We start from the raw sequence: 16287 nt of genomic DNA, 5'->3' as shown, positions 1-16287 counted from the left end.
GTGTCCGGCTGCTCGTGGGTGTCCGGCTGCTCGTGGGTGTCCGGCTGCTCGTGGGTGTCCGGCTGCTCGTGGGTGTCCGGCTGCTCGTGGGTGTCCGGCTGCTCGTGGGTGTCCACCGATCGCGGGCGGTCGGCGAACGCTCGCTCGTCCACATCCGAACGCAAGCGCTCGTCCGACGAGCGCAATCGAGCGTCCGATCGCGGTCGGTCACCGGATGATCGCGGGCGGTCGGTGGACAGGCCCAAGCGGGAGGTGGATGAGCGCAGGTGGTCGATGGCCAGGCGGGCGAGGGTTCCGACGGAGGTGTCGGCGGCGGGCTGGCGGTAGCGGTGGTCCTCGGTTCTGATGAACACCGCGACGGCGAACCGCCCGCCCTCGACCTCCACCACCCCGGCCTCGTTACGCCAGAACGGCAAGGTCCCGGTCTTGGCGCTCACCCGCGCCCCAGGCTCGGTGAACCCGGCCCGCAGCCGATGCGGCCAAGCCTGCAACCCGAGGATGCGCCGCATCTCGGCACACTCCGCCGGCCCGGCAGCCTCGTCCTTCCAGATGGCCGCCAGCAACCGGGTGATCTCGCGCGGCGTACCGGAGTGCTGGGTGCGTTCGGGATCGACGGCCCGCGCGGCGCGCAGAGCGTCGGGACCCGCGCCTTCCGGCACGTCCTCGTACATCGTCTGGTAGAGGTCGTCGCAGGTGCCGTCGACCCTGGTCCTGGTCAGGCCCAGCTCGCGCAGCGTCGCGTTGATCGCGTCGGTGCCCAGCAGGTTGACGAGGATGTCGGTGGCCGCGTTGTCGCTGACGCTCATCATCCAGTAGGCCAGGTCGCGCAGTGACAGTTCGATCGGGTCGGCCATGACGGACAGCCCGGTGGGCCCGGCCGAGCGCCCCTCGGCGGGAACGTCGAGCCGCGCGTCAGGAGCCAGCCGCCCGTCCCCGAACCGGCGGAACAACTCCACCAGCACCGGAACCTTGAACACGCTGGCCAGCGCGACCAGCCCGTACGAGCCGTACCCGACCTCGGCCCCGCTGTCGAGGTCGACGGCGTGCACCCAGGCCCGCGCGCCGATCGGCCCGAGCACCTGCTCGACCTGCTCGTTCACGAGGACCTCCGCAGCGCCCGCCCGGGCAGCAGCCCGGTGGGCACACCGTCGGCGAACGCGGTCTGCCCGTTGACCACCACGTGCCGCATGCCCCGCGCGTACTGGTGCGCGGACTCGTAGGTGGCCAGGTCGCCGACGGTCTCGGGATCGAAGACCACGATGTCGGCATAAGCGCCGACGGCGAGCCGGCCGCGGTCGCGCAGGCCCAGGTTGGTGGCGGGCAGGCTGGTCATCCGCCGCACCGCCTCGCCGAGCGTCAGCAGCTTCTGCTCCCGCACGTACCGGCCGAGAATCCGGGCGAACGTCCCGTAGGCCCGTGGATGGGTGGGCGTGTCGGTGTAGGGCGGTTCCGCGGCGAAGGTCTCGGCGTCGGACCCGACGGACACCCAAGGGTTGCGCAGGGCGGTCCGCAGCACGTCCTCGTCCATCATGAAGTACATGGCGTGCAGGCCGGGCTCCGCCTCGACCAGCTGCAGCAGCATCTCGACGGGGTCGGCGCCCCGGTCGCGCGCCGCCTGCCCGAGGCTGAGGCCGCGGTAACTGCCGGCGGGGCCCTTCGGGTCGGGCAGCAGCATCACGCCGTCCGCGCCGCCCGAGGCCAGGTAGATGTTCTCCCAGCGCTCCGACGGCGTCCGCACCCCTTCGCGGATGCGGGCCCGCTCGGCCAGGTCGGCCAGCCGGGCGGCGAGCGCCTCGTGGCCGCCCTCGTGGAAGTGCGGCGGGATCGAGGCGCCGAGGCTGGTCTGCCCGGCGAGGTAAGGGTAGATGTCCGCGGTCACCACCTGCCCGGCGGCGCGGGCGGCCTCGACGCGTTCGACGGCCCGTGCCATCTTGGGCCAGTTGTCGCGTCCGGCGGCCTTGAGGTGGTAGATCTCCGCCCGCACCTCGGCCCGGCGACCGATCTCGATCAGCTCGTCGACCGCGTCGAGGAAGTGGTCGCCCTCGCTGCGCATGTGCGAGATGTACATGCCGTCGTGCCGGGCGACGACCTCGCACAGCGCGACCAGCTCATCGGTGGGGGCGAAGCAGCCGGGCGGGTAGATGAGCGCCGATCCCACGCCCAGGGCTCCGTCGGCCATCTCCTCGTCGAGGATGCCGCGTACCTGGGAGAGCTCGGCGGCGGTCATCGGCCGGTCCTCCGTGCCCGCGCCGATCATGCGCAGGTTGTGCGCGCCGACGAAGCTGACCACGTTCTGGACCACGCCCTTGCGCTCCAGGTGCGCCAGGAACTGCGACAGCCGTTCCCACTCCAAGGACTCGAAGCTCGCTTCGAGCTCGGCCCTGATCGCGGGGGTGAGGGGCCCGATCGACAGTCCTTCGCCGAAGACCTGCGTGGTGACGCCCTGGTAGAGGTCGGACAGGCCACGGCCGTCCTTCTCCAGCGTGAAGTACGCGTGGCTGAGCACGTTCACGAAGCCGGGGGCGACCACCAGCCCGGTGGCGTCCAGAACAGGCGCGTCGTGGCCACCGGCCGAGGGGCCGACGGCGACGATCCGATCGCCTTCGACCAGGACGTCCGCGACGCGGCCAGGGCCGCCGCCGCCGTCATGAACTGTGCCACCGCGAATCACCAGAGAAGCCGACATGCGGGCATCCTGCGACGTCACGAGCACCGAATGTTCATCGAATCCGATGAAGTGCCGCAGATCTTACGTCGCATCCGACGAAGTACGGGCGAGGCGGAACGACTGCACTGGGTGACCAAACCTCAGCCACAGAGAGCCGGTGACCCCTATCGTGCTCACCTTCACCTTCCGCCGCCTCCTGATCTCCATCCCGGTGATCGTGGCGTCGACGTTCGTCGTGTTCCTGCTCGTGACGCTGTCCGGCGATCCGCTCGCCAATCTCAAGGGCCGCAACCCGCCGCCGTCTCCGCAGGTCATCGCGGTCGAGGCGCACCGGCTGTATCTGGACCAGCCGGTGCTGCAGCGCTACTGGACCTGGATGACCGGCGTGCTGCGCGGGGACTTCGGCCCTTCCGTGCGCACCAACCTGGACATCGGCCACGAGATCGCCGCCCGGTTCGGCGTCACGCTGCGGCTCGTCGCGGTGGCCGTCGTCCTGGCCCTCCTGCTGGCCGTGGTCGTCGGCGTGCTCAGCGCGGTGAAGCAGTACTCGGGCATCGACTACGGGTTCACCTTCGCCGCGTTCCTGTTCCTGTCGATGCCGTCGTTCTGGTTCGCGGTCCTGCTCAAGCAGGGCGGCATCTCGCTCAACCAGCTCGTCGGCGACCAGGTGGTCTACACGATCGGGGAGAGATCGGTGGTCGTGGACGGCGGCGCGTGGGCCCAGCTTGCCGACGCGGCGGGCCACATGGTGCTGCCGACGGTCTCGCTGGCGCTGATCTCGTTCGGCGCGTGGAGCCGGTTCCAGCGCGCCTCGATGCTCGACGTGCTCAACAGCGACTACGTGCTGTTCGCGCGGGCCAAGGGACTGACGCGGCGACGGGTGGTCGTACGGCACGCGCTGCGCACCGCGCTCATCCCGATGACCACGGTGACCGCGCTCGACTTCGCGTCCCTGATCTCCGGCGCGGTGATCACCGAGACGGTCTTCCAGTGGCGCGGCCTCGGCGACTTCCTCGTCACCTCGATCAACCAGCGTGACGCCTACGCGGTGCTCGCGTGGCTGCTCGTGGTGGCCGTGGCGGTCATCGTGTTCAACCTCATCGCCGACCTCCTGTACGCCCTCCTCGACCCCAGGATCCGCTATGAGTGACGAGACCAAGACGGCGACACGCCACAAGCCCCCTGCCGCCACGGTGCGCCAGCGCAGCCAGCGCGAGCTGGTGCTGCGCCGTTTCCTGCGGCACAAGGCGGCGGTGGTCAGCCTGGTGCTGTTCGCCGCCGTCGTCCTGCTGGCCTTCGCCGGAGGCGCGCTCTGGCGCTACGACTACGCCGACATCACCTCGGCCGTGTCGGTCCCGCCGTCGCTGGAGCACCCGTTCGGCACCGACAACCTCGGCCACGACACCTTCGCCCAGGTGCTGCGCGGCACCCAGCGCTCGATCGAGATCGCCCTGCTCATCGCGCTGCTCGCCGGACTGGTCGGCACGCTGTGGGGAGCCTTCTCCGGTTACTACCGGGGCATCACCGACAGCGTCATGATGCGCATCGCCGACCTGGTCCTCACTCTGCCGCTGCTGGCGGTCGCCGCGGTGCTGACCCGCGGCACGTCGGGCTCGTGGTGGTTCGTCGCCCTCGTCATCGCCTCCCTGCAGTGGGCCTACGTCTCCCGCGTGGTACGCGGCGTCGTGCTGTCGCTGCGCGAGAAGGAGTACGTCGAGGCCAGCCGCGCACTCGGCGCCACCGACCGCTGGATCATCTTCCGCCACCTGATCCCCAACGCGCTCGGCCCGATCATCGTCAACGTCACGATCCTCGTGGCCGCCGCCATCCTGGTCGAGACCGCGCTGTCGTTCCTCGGCCTCGGCGTCCAGCCGCCCGACACCTCGCTCGGCCTGCTGGTCAGCGAGGCCGACACGGCGGTCAGCACCCGGCCGTGGCTGTTCTACTTCCCCGGCGCGTTCATCGTGGTGATCGCCCTGACCATCAACTTCATCGGGGACGGGCTGCGCGACGCCTTCGACCCGACGCAGCGGAAGGTGCGCACATGAGCGAGATCGTGCTGGAGGTCGAGGACCTCACCGTGTCGTTCCCCACCGAGGACGGCCTGGTCAGAGCGGTCCGCGGGGTCAGCTACGAGCTGCGCCGGGGCGAGGTGCTCGGCATCGTCGGCGAGTCCGGCTCGGGCAAGTCGGTCACCTCGATGGCGGTCATGGGCCTGCTGCCGGGATCGGCGAAGGTCGGCGGCTCGGTCCGCTTCCGCGGCCAGGAGCTGGTCGGGGCGCCGGACAAGGAGCTGCGGGCCATCCGCGGCGGCCGGATCGCGATGGTCTTCCAGGACCCGATGACCTCGCTCAACCCCGTCCACCCGATCGGCGACCAGATCGCCGAAGCGGTCAGGGCGCACAACGACGTCAGCGCCGCCGCCGCCCGCGAGCGCGCGGTCGAACTGCTCGCCATGATGCAGATCCCCCGGCCGAGGGAACGCGCCCGCGACTACCCGCACGAGTTCTCCGGCGGCATGCGCCAGCGCGTCGTCATCGCCACCGCGATGGCCAACGACCCCGACGTCATCATCGCCGACGAGCCCACCACCGCGCTCGACGTCACCGTCCAGGCGCAGGTGCTGCGGGCGCTGGAGACAGCGCGGGCGGCGACCGGGGCGGCGATGGTGCTGATCACCCACGATCTCGGCGTCGTCGCCGGCACCGCCGACCGGGTCCTGGTCATGTACGCGGGCCGGCCGGTGGAGCTCGGGCAGGTGGACGCCATCTACTACGAGCCGCGCATGCCGTACACGCTGGGACTGATCGGGAGCCTGCCCCGGCTGGACGACGCCCGCAGGGGCGAGCGGCTGGTCCCGATCACCGGCTCGCCGCCGTCGCTGCTGGACCTGCCGCCCGGGTGCCCGTTCGGGCCGCGCTGCCCGATGCGGCAGGAGCTCTGCGACAGCACCGAGCCGGAACTGCTCGCCACCGCCCCCGGCCACCTGGCCGCCTGCCACTTCTCGGCCGACCTGGAAGGCCGCCGCCCCGAGGACGTCTTCGCGCTGACCTCGGCCGACCACGATGGAGGCGCAGCATGAGCGGGTCGCCGCTGCTGTCGGTGAAGGACCTGGTCAAGCACTATCCGGTACGCGGCAAGGGCCTGATCCCGCGTACCACGGGACAGGTGCACGCCGTCTGCGGCGTCTCCTTCGACCTGGACCGGGGCGAGACGCTCGGCCTGGTCGGCGAGTCTGGCTGCGGCAAGTCGACCACCGGCCGGGCCGTGCTCAACCTGCGGCCGCCGACCTCCGGGACGGTGCTGTTCGACGGCCGGGACCTCGCGGCGGCCGGCGCCGCGGAGATGCGCCGGCTGCGACAGCGCATGCAGATCGTGTTCCAGGACCCGTACGCCTCCCTCGACCCGAGGATGACCGTCAGCGACGCCATCGCCGAGCCGCTGCGCATCCACGACACCTACCGCCAGGAGGGCCCGGAGCGGGTACGCGAGCTCCTGGCCACCGTCGGGCTCAACCCCGAGCACGGCAACAGGTACCCGCACGAGTTCTCCGGCGGCCAGCGCCAGCGCGTCGGCATCGCCAGGGCGCTGGCGATGCGGCCCGAGCTGATCGTGCTGGACGAGCCGGTGTCGGCGCTCGACGTGTCGATCCAGGCCGGCGTGGTGAACCTGCTCCAGGACCTGCAGGAACAGCTCGGCCTGGCCTACCTGTTCGTGGCGCACGACCTGTCGGTGGTCCGGCACATCGCGCACCGGGTCGCGGTCATGTACCTCGGCCGGGTCGTGGAGATCGGCGACAGGGACGAGCTGTTCGACCGGCCCGCCCACCCCTACACCCAGGCGCTCATCTCGGCCATCCCGCTGCCCGACCCGCGCCTCGAACGCGTCAGGGCGCGTGAGCGGATCGTCATCGGCGGCGACGTGCCCAGCCCGGCCAGCCCGCCGAGCGGCTGCCGCTTCCGCACCCGCTGCCCCAAGTTCACCATGCTCACCGAGGGCGAACAGGCGCTCTGCGTCGAGCAGGCGCCCGAGCTGATCGACCGCGGCCACGGCCATCCCGCCGCCTGCCATTACGCCGCCGTCGTCTGACGCCCTACCGCCACGGCTCGCCGTGCTCGTCCCCTGGCCGGCGCCGCCGGGCGGGCGGCGGCGGGGGCGGGTCGTCGCGGCGGGAGGAGGAGTGGGACTCCCCCATGATCTGGATGACGACCCACACCACCGCCGCCGGGACCCCGACGATGAAGATGGAGATCTTCCAGCCGCCCGGCACCACGATCGCCACGATGAGGGCCACGATGAGCAGCACGAACGCCGCCACGAGGCCAAGACCGAGCTTCTTCCACAGCGACATGCGACCTCCAGGAAACGGCTGGAACGCGACAAAGTATCCCCGACTCGGTGATCTACCGCATCACCCCTCAGGGTGGGGTGGCGGGGCGGGGAGACGTGTGCGAGTGTGGCGAACATGGTGATCCCGGGGCCGCCGCCGTCCGCGGCGGGCGACAACCTCGACGACATCGCCGCCGCCGGTGGCCTGCACACCTTCCAGCTGGCCCTGCACCGCGACTACGGCGACGTGGCCGCGTTTCGGATGCCCGGCACGCGGCTCGTCTCGGTCGCCGACCCCGTGCTGCTCGAACGGGTGGCGCGGGTTGACAAACGGCCGGAGAAGCTGTTCGAGTTCCTCGCCCCGCTCTTCGAGACCGGCAACCTGCAGGTGATGCCTGCCGAGGAGCACGTGCCGTGGCGCAAGCTCGTGCTCTCCGCGCTGGCCGGGCGCAAGTCGCACGAGGCGCACTACCCCTCCTTCGCCCGCATGACCGCCGAGATGGCCGACCGCTGGGCCGTCGCGGACGGGCCCGTGTCGCTGCAGAAGGAGCTCAGCGAGCTTTCCCTGCGCATGGTCTGCCAGTACGCGCTGGGCATGGAGATGGACGAGGGCGAACTGCCCCGGCGCGTGGTGGGCGCCTTCGAGGAGGTCCTGTCGGAGTATCTGGGCAAGCTGTACGGCACACCGTACCGGGAGGGCGGGGCGCGGGAAGGACTGGCGTTCCTGCGCGACGCGGTCGACCAGGTGCTCGCCGGACGGCGCCCGCCGGACCGGCCCGACCTGATCACGCTGCTGGCCGAGGCCGGCGAACGGCCCGCGCGGGTGCGCGACACCGTGCTGTCGATGATGCTGGCCGCCCACCACACCACGGGCGTGGCGATCTCCTGGACCCTCTACCTGCTGGCCGCGCACCCGGAGGTGACCGAGCGGATCCGCGCGGAGCTGTCGGGGGTGCCGGACGTGCCCGGGTTCGCGGACCTGAGCGGGCTGCGGGTGCTGGAGATGGCGCTGAAGGAGTCGATGCGGCGCTACCCGCCCGGCCCGTACGGCGCCCGCGAGACCACCGAGGACCTCACACTGGGCGGCTACGACCTGCCGGCCGGGACGACGGTGTTCGTGCCGATCTGGGCGGTGCACATGAATCCGCGTATCTGGCCGGATCCGGAGCGGTTCGACCCCGGCCGGTTCGCGCCCGAACGCATGCCGGAGCGGCCACGACTGGCCTACATCCCGTTCGGCTTCGGCCCGCGCGCCTGCGAAGGGGCGTCGCTGGCCATGCTGGAGGCGCGGCTGGTGCTGGCCGTGCTGCTCAAACGCTTCACCTTCCGCCCGGTCGAAGGGCATCCGGTGGTGCCGGTGGAGCGGTTCGTGCTGTGGGCCGAGCACGACATCGAGATGACCGTGCTGCCCGCGCCGTCCTGACCGGTTCTTTCGGGCTGCTTACGTCAGGCCCGCGGCTCTCCTCCGGAAGGGTCCGGGGCGCTCATGATACGAGCGACAAAGCCCCGAAAACCGGAGTGACCAACATGTTCAGACTCACCGCGGCCGCCGGATTCCTGTGCGCGGTCGTCCTCGTCTTCAACGCCGCCCGCCGCGCCGGGTTCCTGCCGGAGACGGCGCTCACCCACGCGATCGCGCCCCTCGCGCCGCTGGCCGGCCTGTTCGCGATCACCGGCTGCTACTTCCTCATCTCCCGTACGGCCGGCCGCCTCGGCCTGATCGGCTTCACGCTCAACGCCGCGGGCCTGGCCGGAGCCTTCGCCGTCGAGTACACCCTGCACTTCGTCTTCCCCGCCCTCGGCCGGAGCACGGTCGCCACCCTGGTCGCCGGCGGCACCGGCCGGGCGTTCCTGGTGACGTCCCTGGTGCTGATGGCAGGCGTCCTCACCTTCGCCGCGGCCGCCGTCAGGGCGGGCGGCCTGCCCACCGGCGCCATCGTCCTCTACGCGGCCGGCATGATCCCCGGCTCGCTCAGGAACGTCGCCCCCGAACCCCTCTACCTGCTCGGCCTGCTGGTCGCCGCCGCCGGAGTGGCCTGGCTGGCCGTGGGCCTGTGGCGGGCCGAACCCGCGCGGGCGGCCCTGGCCGGAGCGTGACTCAGAGCGCCGCCCGGATCGCCGTCTGGGCGGCCTCGCGCAGCTGGGCGTGGATGAGCGCGTTGGACTCGCGCTCGGTACGCACCTCCACCACCCGCAACCCCTCCCCGCGCAACGCCTTGCCCAGCTCCGAGATGTCACTCACCAGCGTGTACGGCGTCCCGGTGGCCGCGGCCACATACCCGAGATCGACCCCGTGCGGCGTCCCGAAGACCCGCTCGAACGGATCGCGCACCGCCGCCTGCGGCAGCAGCGAGAAGATGCCGCCGCCGTCGTTGTTCACCACGACGAAGCACAGGTCGGGCCGGGGCTCGCGGGGCCCGAGGATCAGCCCGTTCTGGTCGTGCAGGAACGACAGGTCCCCCAGCAGCGCGAACGACGGCCCGTTGTGCCCGAGCGCCGCCCCCATCGCGGTCGAGACCAGCCCGTCGATCCCGGAGGCGCCCCGGCTGCTCAGCACCCGGATCCCGCGCCGGGGCCGCATGGCCTGGTCGAGGTCCCTGATCGGCATGGAGGAGCCGCTGAACAGCAGCGCCCCGTTCGGCAGCGCGTCCACCAGCTCGCGGGCCAGGCGCGGCTCGCTGAGCCCGGAGGCGTCCAGAAGCTCGTCGATCGCGGCGCGGGCGGCGGCGTCGGCGCCGCGCCAGGAGTGCAGCCACGTGTCGTCGCCGGAGGCGACCGGGATCTCCACCGCCTGCGCCACCTGTGTGGCCGAGCGGGTCGGATCGGGCCAGCGGGCCAGGTCGGGAGCGACGACGATGTGCTCCTCGGCCCGCTTCAGCCACGTCAGCAGCGGGCGCGACAGGCCGGGACGACCGAGCGTCACGACCACGTCGGGCCGGTGGGCCTCGGCGAACTCGGGCGTGCCGAGCAGGAAGTGGTAGGTGGAGATCGCGTGGTCGCCGTAGCGGCCGCCGCCGTTGGGCTCCGACAGCACCGGCCAGCCGGCCATGCCCGCGGCGGCGATGTAGCGGCGCACGTTGGCCGCGCCGTCGCCGACGACCAGGACGCCGCGACGGGTGGGCGGGATGTGCAGGGCCACGGGGGGCGGGGCGACGCGGGCGCGCACCCACGGGCCGTTGACGTCGCCGTCGAGCGACTCACACCAGCTCGTGTCGCCGTCGGGGATGAGCGGCTCGCGGAAGGAGAGGTTGAGATGGACCGGTCCCGGATCGGCCGGGCCGAGGGTGCGCTGGTAGGCGCGGCAGGCCAGCGAGCGCCAATAAGCCACCTGGCCGGGGCGCTCCTCCGGCACCCCCACCTCGGCGAACCAGCGGACGGCGGAGCCGTACAGCTTGATCTGGTCGATGGTCTGGTTGGCGCCGGTGCCGCGCAGTTCGGGCGGCCGGTCGGCGGTCAGGACCAGCAGGGGTACGCCCGACTCGCCCGCCTCGATGACGGCGGGGTGGAAGTTGGCGGCGGCGGTGCCGGACGAGCAGAGCAGGGCGACGGGCCGTTCCGAGCGCTTGGCCAGGCCCAGCGCGAGGAAGGAGGCCGAGCGCTCGTCGATGCGCACGTGCAGGCGGACCCGGGACTCGGCGTGCAGGGCCAGCGCGAGGGGGGCGGAGCGGGAGCCGGGCGCGAGCACGACGTCGGTGAGGCCGCAGCGCACCAGCTCGTCGACCAGCACGGAGGCCAGCGCGGTGGCGGGGTTCACGAGGCAGCCTCCTGCATCCGGCGAAGCCACGAGGGGGATTCGATCTCAAATTCCGACAAATACGAAAAATCCACGTTCGGGCGGCGGACCGCGATCTGTCCGTCTACCGGCATGAGGGAGTCTTTCACGACATCACCCGAAAGGAGGGTCATGGTGCCCAGACCGCACGCATACGGCAGCTCGGGCAGGGCGGCGGCCAGCGCCAGACCCGCCGCCAGGCCCACCGAGCTCTCGACCGCGCTGGACACGACCGCGGGCAGCCCGCACGCCTCCACCACACGCAGCGCGTTGCGCACGCCGCCCAGCGGCTGCACCTTCACCACCGCGATGTCGGCCGCCTCCGCGGCGCGCACCCGGAGCGGATCCTCCGCCTTGCGGATCGACTCGTCCGCCGCGATCGGCACGTCACAGCGGCGGCGCACCTGGGCCAGTTCGCCGAGGGTGGCGCAGGGCTGCTCGGCGTACTCCAGGTCGAAGCGGTCCAGGGCCTTCAGGTGGCTCAGCGCCTCATCCACGCTCCACGCGCCGTTGGCGTCCACGCGCAGCTTTCCCGAAGGGCCGAGCGCGTCGCGTACCGCCTCCACCCTGGCCAGGTCCTCGGCGAAGCTCTGGCCGCGCTCGGCGACCTTCACCTTGGCGGTGGCGCAGCCGGCCTGCCGTACGAGCTGGAAGGCCTTGTCCGGGGGCACGGCGGGGATCGTCGAGTTGACCGGGACGGCGGCGCGCACGGGCACGGGCCAGCCCTCGTCGGCGGCCTCGCGGGCGCAGGCCAGCCAGCGCGAGCACTCGCGCGGACCGTACTCGGGGAACGGCGAGAACTCCCCCCAGCCGGCGGGCCCGTGGATGAGCACGCCTTCCCTGACGGTCTGCCCGCGAAAACGCTCGCGCATGGGGATCCGGAAGACGACGGGAGAACGCTCCACGACCCTCCCCGCACTCATATCCGAACTGTCGCCACTAACCTTACGAGCATGGTGAGCAAACCGTTGCACGCCCTCACACTGCCGCCCGGTCCGCGGCTGTTCGCGGCCATTCGCGATGCTCTGACCGGCGACGGTCCCGCCGTGCTCCCCCTGCCGCCCGGCGACGGCGACGCCACCCTCACGGCCCTGCGCCCCACCCATCTCGACGGTGTGCGGCAGGCCGGCGGAGAAGGCGTGCCCGACGACGTCGCGGTGGTGATCGCGACCAGCGGCAGCACCGGCGTGCCGAAGGGCGTCATGCTCACCGGGCGGGCGCTGCGCTCCTCCGCCGAGGCGTCGCTGCGCCACCTGAAGGCCGCCAAGGGCGAGCGCTGGCTGTGCTGCCTGCCTCCCTCGCACGTGTCCGGACTGCAGGTGCTGGTCAGGTCGGTGCTGACCGACAGCGAGCCGGTCATCCACGACGGCTTCTCCCCCGAGATGGTGCTGAGCGCGGGGGCCGAGCACGTGTCGCTGGTGCCGACCCAGCTGCACCGGCTGGTGGAGCGGGGCGCTGACCTGTCGGTGTTCCGCTCGATCCTGCTCGGCGGCGCGGCGCCCCGGCCTGGCCTGCTGCAGGAGGCTCGGGCGCTCGGTGCCCGGATCGTCACGACGTACGGGATGAGCGAGACCAGCGGCGGCTGCGTGTACGACGGCCGACCCCTTTACAATGTAGATCTCAAAATCGGGCCGGACGGCCGGGTGCGGATCGCCGGTCCCGTCCTGTTCTCCGGCTACCGCTTCGGCGCGGCGCCGTTCGAGGACGGCTGGTTCGTCACCTCCGACCTCGGCGAGCTGAACGGCGGGCGGCTGCGCGTGCTCGGCCGGGCCGACGACGTCATCAACACCGGCGGCGAGAAGGTCGTGGCCGGGGTCGTGGCCGCCGTGCTCGGCGAACATCCCGAGATCGCGGACGTGGCGGTCGTCGGCGGTCCCGACCCGGAGTGGGGCGAGCGCGTGGTCGCGGTCGTGGTGCCCGCCGACCCCGCTCGCCCGCCCACCCTGGACCAGCTCCGCGCCTACGCCAAAGACCGGCTGCCCGCCTACGCCGCCCCGCGCGAGCTGCGGCTTCTCCCCCGGTTGCCACTACTGCCGAACGGTAAAACCGATCTCGCCCTGTTGCGGGCCGGAACCTGACGCGGCCGGGCTGCGTCATAGGTGGCGAGAGAAAGAGGGAGCGCTTCATGAACCAGACCCGCAAGATGTGGGCGTCCGCGGCGGCCGTCGGCGTGATCCTCGTCGGTGGCGCCACAGTCGCGGCAGCCGCCTCGGCGGGCCGGGTCGACCAGGCCCGGGGAGAGACCCGGGCGGAGGTCGAGAAGACCACGCCCACGCCCACCCCGACCGACGGCATCGTGGTCTCCCACGACATCAACCCCGACCCCTCCAAGGTCCTGGAACACTGGACCGAGGAGCGCATGGAGGGCGCGGAACCGATGCCGATGCCCGAGGTCGAGCTGAAGCCCGGAGAGTTCGAACTCGCGGAGTGAATTCCCGCAGGGTGTGGGGTGGATCGCATTCGCCGCGGTCCGCCCTTTTTTGCCGGGTCCGGGAACAAATGGCGGCGAATGACGTTATTGATACTGGTGCGTCGAGCGGCCACACCGCCCCACCACAAACTGCCTGATCGCTTCGACTCCGTATGGAGGAGGTGTCCTCATGCCCAGAACCGCCGTGGCGGCCCCGCCCGCGACCCTCGACCAGCTCCTTGACCGAGGGCGAGCTCAGGGTCACCTTTCTCTTTCGGAACTGCGCGACGCGTTCGCGCTGGCCGGCATCAGCCCCACCGAGGGCCGTTCCATCCTGCGCGAGCTGACCGAGGCCGGGGTGAGCCTGGCCGCGGAGAACGAGCCCGCCCTGACCAAGAAGGCTCCGGCCGCCAAGAAGACCACCGCCAGAAAGACGGCCGCGGCCAAGAAGAGCGCCGAGCCGAAGCCCAAGAAGGCCGAGACCGCTTCCTCCGACGATGAGCCGGACGAGGCGACGATGTCCGACGAGGACACCGAGCTGGAGCAGGAACCGCTCGACCTCGACGACAACCAGTCCGTCATGGGCGACTCCGTGCACACCTACCTCAAGTCGATCGGCCGCCGCACGCTGCTGACCGCCGCCCAGGAGGTAGAGCTGGCCAGGCGCATCGAAGCCGGGCTGTACGCCGAGTACAAGCTCGACTGCGACCAGAACTGCTCCGCCGCGAAGCGCGCGGACCTGGAACTGGTCATCGAGGACGGCCGGCAGGCCAAGGACCACATGCTGGAGGCCAACCTGCGCCTGGTGGTGTCGGTGGCCAAGAAGTACACCGACCGCGGCATGTCGCTGCTGGACGTCGTCCAGGAGGGCAACCTCGGGCTGATCCGCGCCGTGGAGAAGTTCGACTACACCAAGGGCTTCAAGTTCTCCACCTACGCCATGTGGTGGATTCGCCAGGCCATCCAGCGTGGCTTCGCCGACTCCGCCCGCACGATCCGGCTGCCCGTCCACGTGCTGGAGATGCTGTCGAAGCTGTCGCGGATCGAGCGCGACATGCACCAGCGTCTCGGCCGCGAGCCCACGCCTGAGGAACTGGCCGTCGAGCTCGACAAGACGCCCGACCAGATCGAGGAACTGCTGCGCACCAGCCGCCAGCCCATCTCCCTCAACGCCACGATCGGCGAGGACGGCGAGACCACGATCGGCGACCTCATCGAGGACGTCGACTCGCCCGAGGCCTCCGAGATCGTCGACCGCCAGCTGCTGGGTGACCAGCTGCGCGGCGTGCTCGACAACCTCTCGCCGCGCGAGTCCAAGATCATGGCGCTGCGGTTCGGCCTGGTGGACGGCAAGCCGCACACCCTGGACGAGATCGGCAAGCACCTCGGCCTGACCCGCGAGCGGATCCGCCAGCTGGAGAAGGAGTCGCTGTCCAAGCTCCGCCACCCCAGCAACACGCGCCCCCTCCTGGACTGGGCCAGCTGACCCACCCCGAAACGCCCGGCACCCCACGGTGCCGGGCTTTTCCCTTTCCGGTACGGCAAGCCGCGCCATCCCGATGCCCGCCCCGAGTTGACGGCCTGCCCAGACGCCATATGCCCGAACTGCCAGGTGAGCCGCTTGACCGCATTTTGGCTGAGCACCTTGGAGCCGCCACCGACCTGGTCTCGTCCGCCCACCCCCCGGCGGTGGCGTGAGCCAGGGGGCACTCCGAGATCCGGGGCTGAGGGGGTCCGGGACCGGCCCGCGAGGCAAGGTCCGAGGCCCGAGGCAGGGGCGAGGCGGGACCCGGCGCGGGTCCGAGGTCCAAGGCGGGGTCCGGGGCGGGTCCGAGGGTCTGGGCAGGTCCCCGGGGCGGGGTTGGAGGCGGGGTTGAGGGATTGAGGATGGGTTGGGTATTTGGGGGTGGCACCAGGGGAGATGCCCACGTTCCGTAGTGTGATACTTACGATATGACCGTCTTTGCCGGAGGCAAGATCGAGGCATTTGTCGGGCCCACCGAACTGGGCGCTGCCGACAACCTCGAACAGGTGATCATCGACTTCATCGGCGGTGCCAAGCGTTTCCTGGACATCGCCGTGCAGGAGCTCGACTCCGAGCCCATCGCCCAGGCCATCCTCGACGCCCGATTCCGCGGCGTCGACGTCCGCATGGTCCTGGAGCAGGACTACCTGATCTCCGCCAAGCTCCCGAACATCGCCCCGAAGGCAGGCGAGGACGAGGCCGCCGCCCGCCTGCGTGTGCAGTGGGGCCAGGAGAGCGGCGCCAAGAGCCTGGAGCCCAACCGGAAGATCCTCGCCGCGCTGCTGCGCTGCAACGTGGACGTGAAGGCCGACTACAACCCGGCGATCTTCCACCAGAAGTTCATCATCCGCGACTTCCGCGAACGCCCCCTGCCCAGCTCCGCGATCCTGTCCGGCTCGGCGAACTTCACCGGCACCGACTGCCACCGCAACCTCAACCACATCGTGATCTTCAACGACGCCCGGGTCTGCCGCGAGTACACCACCGAGTTCGCCCAGATGCGCGCCGGACAGTTCGGCCGCGGCGCCCACGGCAAGGTGCCCATGGCGTTCAATCTCAACGGCGTGCCGGTCAAGATCCTGTTCGCGCCCGATCACGCGCCCGAGCTGGAGATCATGAAGCAGATGCTCAAGGCGGCCAAACGAGTCGACTTCGCGATCTTCACCTTCTCCGGCTCCTCGGGCATCGACGACGCCATGATCGCGCTGGCCGCGGCCAAGCGGACCGTCACCGGCGTCATGGACCCCGGCCAGGGCGCCCAGTCCTGGGCCGCCACCCACGACCTCGACCGCGCCCACATCGAGCTGTACTTTCCCAAGCGCAGCGCCGCCTTCGGCAAGCTGCACCACAAGCTCATGGTCATCGACGAGGCCGTCGTCATCGCCGGGTCCTTCAACTACACCGCCCCGGCCAACAACTTCAACGACGAGAACATCTTCGTCCTCGGCAGCCCCTACCCGGACCTGCCCAAACGTGAAGGAGGACCGGTCGATCCCGCCGCCTGCGCGGAGCTGGCCCGCTTCTTCCGCACCGAGATCGAGCGCATCGAGGCCGCCGGGGAACGTTTCATCGGCAAACCCTGA

13 protein-coding genes and 1 pseudogene are annotated in these 16287 nt (G+C 71.1%); 9 read left to right on the top strand and 5 right to left on the bottom strand.

Translation table 11 applies throughout. The features are described from left to right. Together HNR40_RS50490 and HNR40_RS50485 are read right to left on the bottom strand one after the other, a co-directional pair. Positions 1-1100: serine hydrolase (locus HNR40_RS50490; protein ID WP_184975174.1), on the bottom strand; the 1100-nt coding region annotated here is incomplete at its 3' end. After that, on the bottom strand, positions 1097-2686 hold the full coding sequence (locus HNR40_RS50485) for an N-acyl-D-amino-acid deacylase family protein (RefSeq protein WP_184975171.1): 1590 nt from the start codon (positions 2684-2686) through the stop codon (positions 1097-1099). The genes HNR40_RS50490 and HNR40_RS50485, both read right to left, overlap by 4 nt. 151 nt (positions 2687-2837) lie before the next feature. Between HNR40_RS50485 and HNR40_RS50480 the strand changes: the two genes are divergently transcribed. The 3 genes and pseudogenes from HNR40_RS50480 to HNR40_RS56930 all read left to right on the top strand — a co-directional run bounded on the left by HNR40_RS50480 (position 2838) and on the right by HNR40_RS56930 (position 6757). Continuing rightward, positions 2838-3818 carry an ABC transporter permease gene (locus HNR40_RS50480; RefSeq protein ID WP_184975251.1) on the top strand — a complete coding sequence of 327 codons (981 nt, stop codon included), beginning with the start codon at positions 2838-2840 and terminating at the stop codon, positions 3816-3818. Then, positions 3811-4716: an ABC transporter permease gene (locus HNR40_RS50475; protein WP_184975168.1), complete on the top strand. Its 906-nt coding sequence runs from the start codon at positions 3811-3813 to the stop codon at positions 4714-4716. The genes HNR40_RS50480 and HNR40_RS50475 overlap by 8 nt, the downstream gene beginning before the upstream one ends. After that, positions 4713-6757, top strand: a pseudogene (locus tag HNR40_RS56930) (ABC transporter ATP-binding protein). The gene HNR40_RS50475 and the pseudogene HNR40_RS56930 overlap by 4 nt, the downstream one beginning before the upstream one ends. A 4-nt stretch (positions 6758-6761) precedes the next feature. On the opposite strand, the gene HNR40_RS50460 reads toward HNR40_RS56930, so the two are convergent. After that, positions 6762-7019, bottom strand: a complete 258-nt coding sequence (locus HNR40_RS50460) for a hypothetical protein (protein ID WP_184975160.1) — start codon at positions 7017-7019, stop codon at positions 6762-6764. 114 nt (positions 7020-7133) lie between these two features. Between HNR40_RS50460 and HNR40_RS50455 the strand changes: the two genes are divergently transcribed. Both HNR40_RS50455 and HNR40_RS50450 read left to right on the top strand, forming a co-directional pair. Beyond that, positions 7134-8420 (top strand): cytochrome P450, encoded by a 1287-nt coding sequence (locus tag HNR40_RS50455; RefSeq protein ID WP_184975157.1) that lies wholly within the window; start codon positions 7134-7136, stop codon positions 8418-8420. 104 nt (positions 8421-8524) lie between these two features. Next, positions 8525-9094: a hypothetical protein gene (locus tag HNR40_RS50450; RefSeq protein WP_184975146.1), complete on the top strand. Its 570-nt coding sequence runs from the start codon at positions 8525-8527 to the stop codon at positions 9092-9094. A 1-nt stretch (position 9095) separates the two neighbouring features. Here the strand turns inward: HNR40_RS50450 and menD are convergent, their stop codons facing one another. Both menD and HNR40_RS50440 read right to left on the bottom strand, forming a co-directional pair. Continuing rightward, positions 9096-10751 (bottom strand): 2-succinyl-5-enolpyruvyl-6-hydroxy-3-cyclohexene-1-carboxylic-acid synthase, encoded by a 1656-nt coding sequence (gene menD / locus HNR40_RS50445; protein WP_184975142.1) that lies wholly within the window; start codon positions 10749-10751, stop codon positions 9096-9098. Then, positions 10748-11692 carry an o-succinylbenzoate synthase gene (locus HNR40_RS50440; protein ID WP_184975140.1) on the bottom strand — a complete coding sequence of 315 codons (945 nt, stop codon included), beginning with the start codon at positions 11690-11692 and terminating at the stop codon, positions 10748-10750. Before HNR40_RS50440 ends, menD begins: the two co-directional genes overlap by 4 nt. Positions 11693-11722: 30 nt before the next feature. Here HNR40_RS50440 and HNR40_RS50435 point away from each other — a divergent pair, with 30 nt between their 5' ends. The 4 genes from HNR40_RS50435 (at position 11723) to HNR40_RS50420 (ending at position 16287) form a co-directional block, all read left to right on the top strand. After that, positions 11723-12847: an AMP-binding protein gene (locus HNR40_RS50435; RefSeq protein WP_184975138.1), complete on the top strand. Its 1125-nt coding sequence runs from the start codon at positions 11723-11725 to the stop codon at positions 12845-12847. Between the two features lie 47 nt (positions 12848-12894). Beyond that, positions 12895-13200, top strand: coding sequence for a hypothetical protein (locus HNR40_RS50430; protein ID WP_184975135.1), 306 nt, complete (start codon positions 12895-12897; stop codon positions 13198-13200). Between the two features lie 169 nt (positions 13201-13369). After that, on the top strand, positions 13370-14665 hold the full coding sequence (locus HNR40_RS50425; RefSeq protein WP_184975132.1) for a sigma-70 family RNA polymerase sigma factor: 1296 nt from the start codon (positions 13370-13372) through the stop codon (positions 14663-14665). Between the two features lie 467 nt (positions 14666-15132). Continuing rightward, positions 15133-16287, top strand: a complete 1155-nt coding sequence (locus tag HNR40_RS50420) for a phospholipase D-like domain-containing protein (RefSeq protein ID WP_184975129.1) — start codon at positions 15133-15135, stop codon at positions 16285-16287.

It is taken from the genome of Nonomuraea endophytica (genome assembly GCF_014203235.1).
GTDB classification, from domain to species: Bacteria; Actinomycetota; Actinomycetes; order Streptosporangiales; family Streptosporangiaceae; genus Nonomuraea; species Nonomuraea endophytica.
This window is presented reverse-complemented; position numbering and strand designations above follow the sequence as displayed.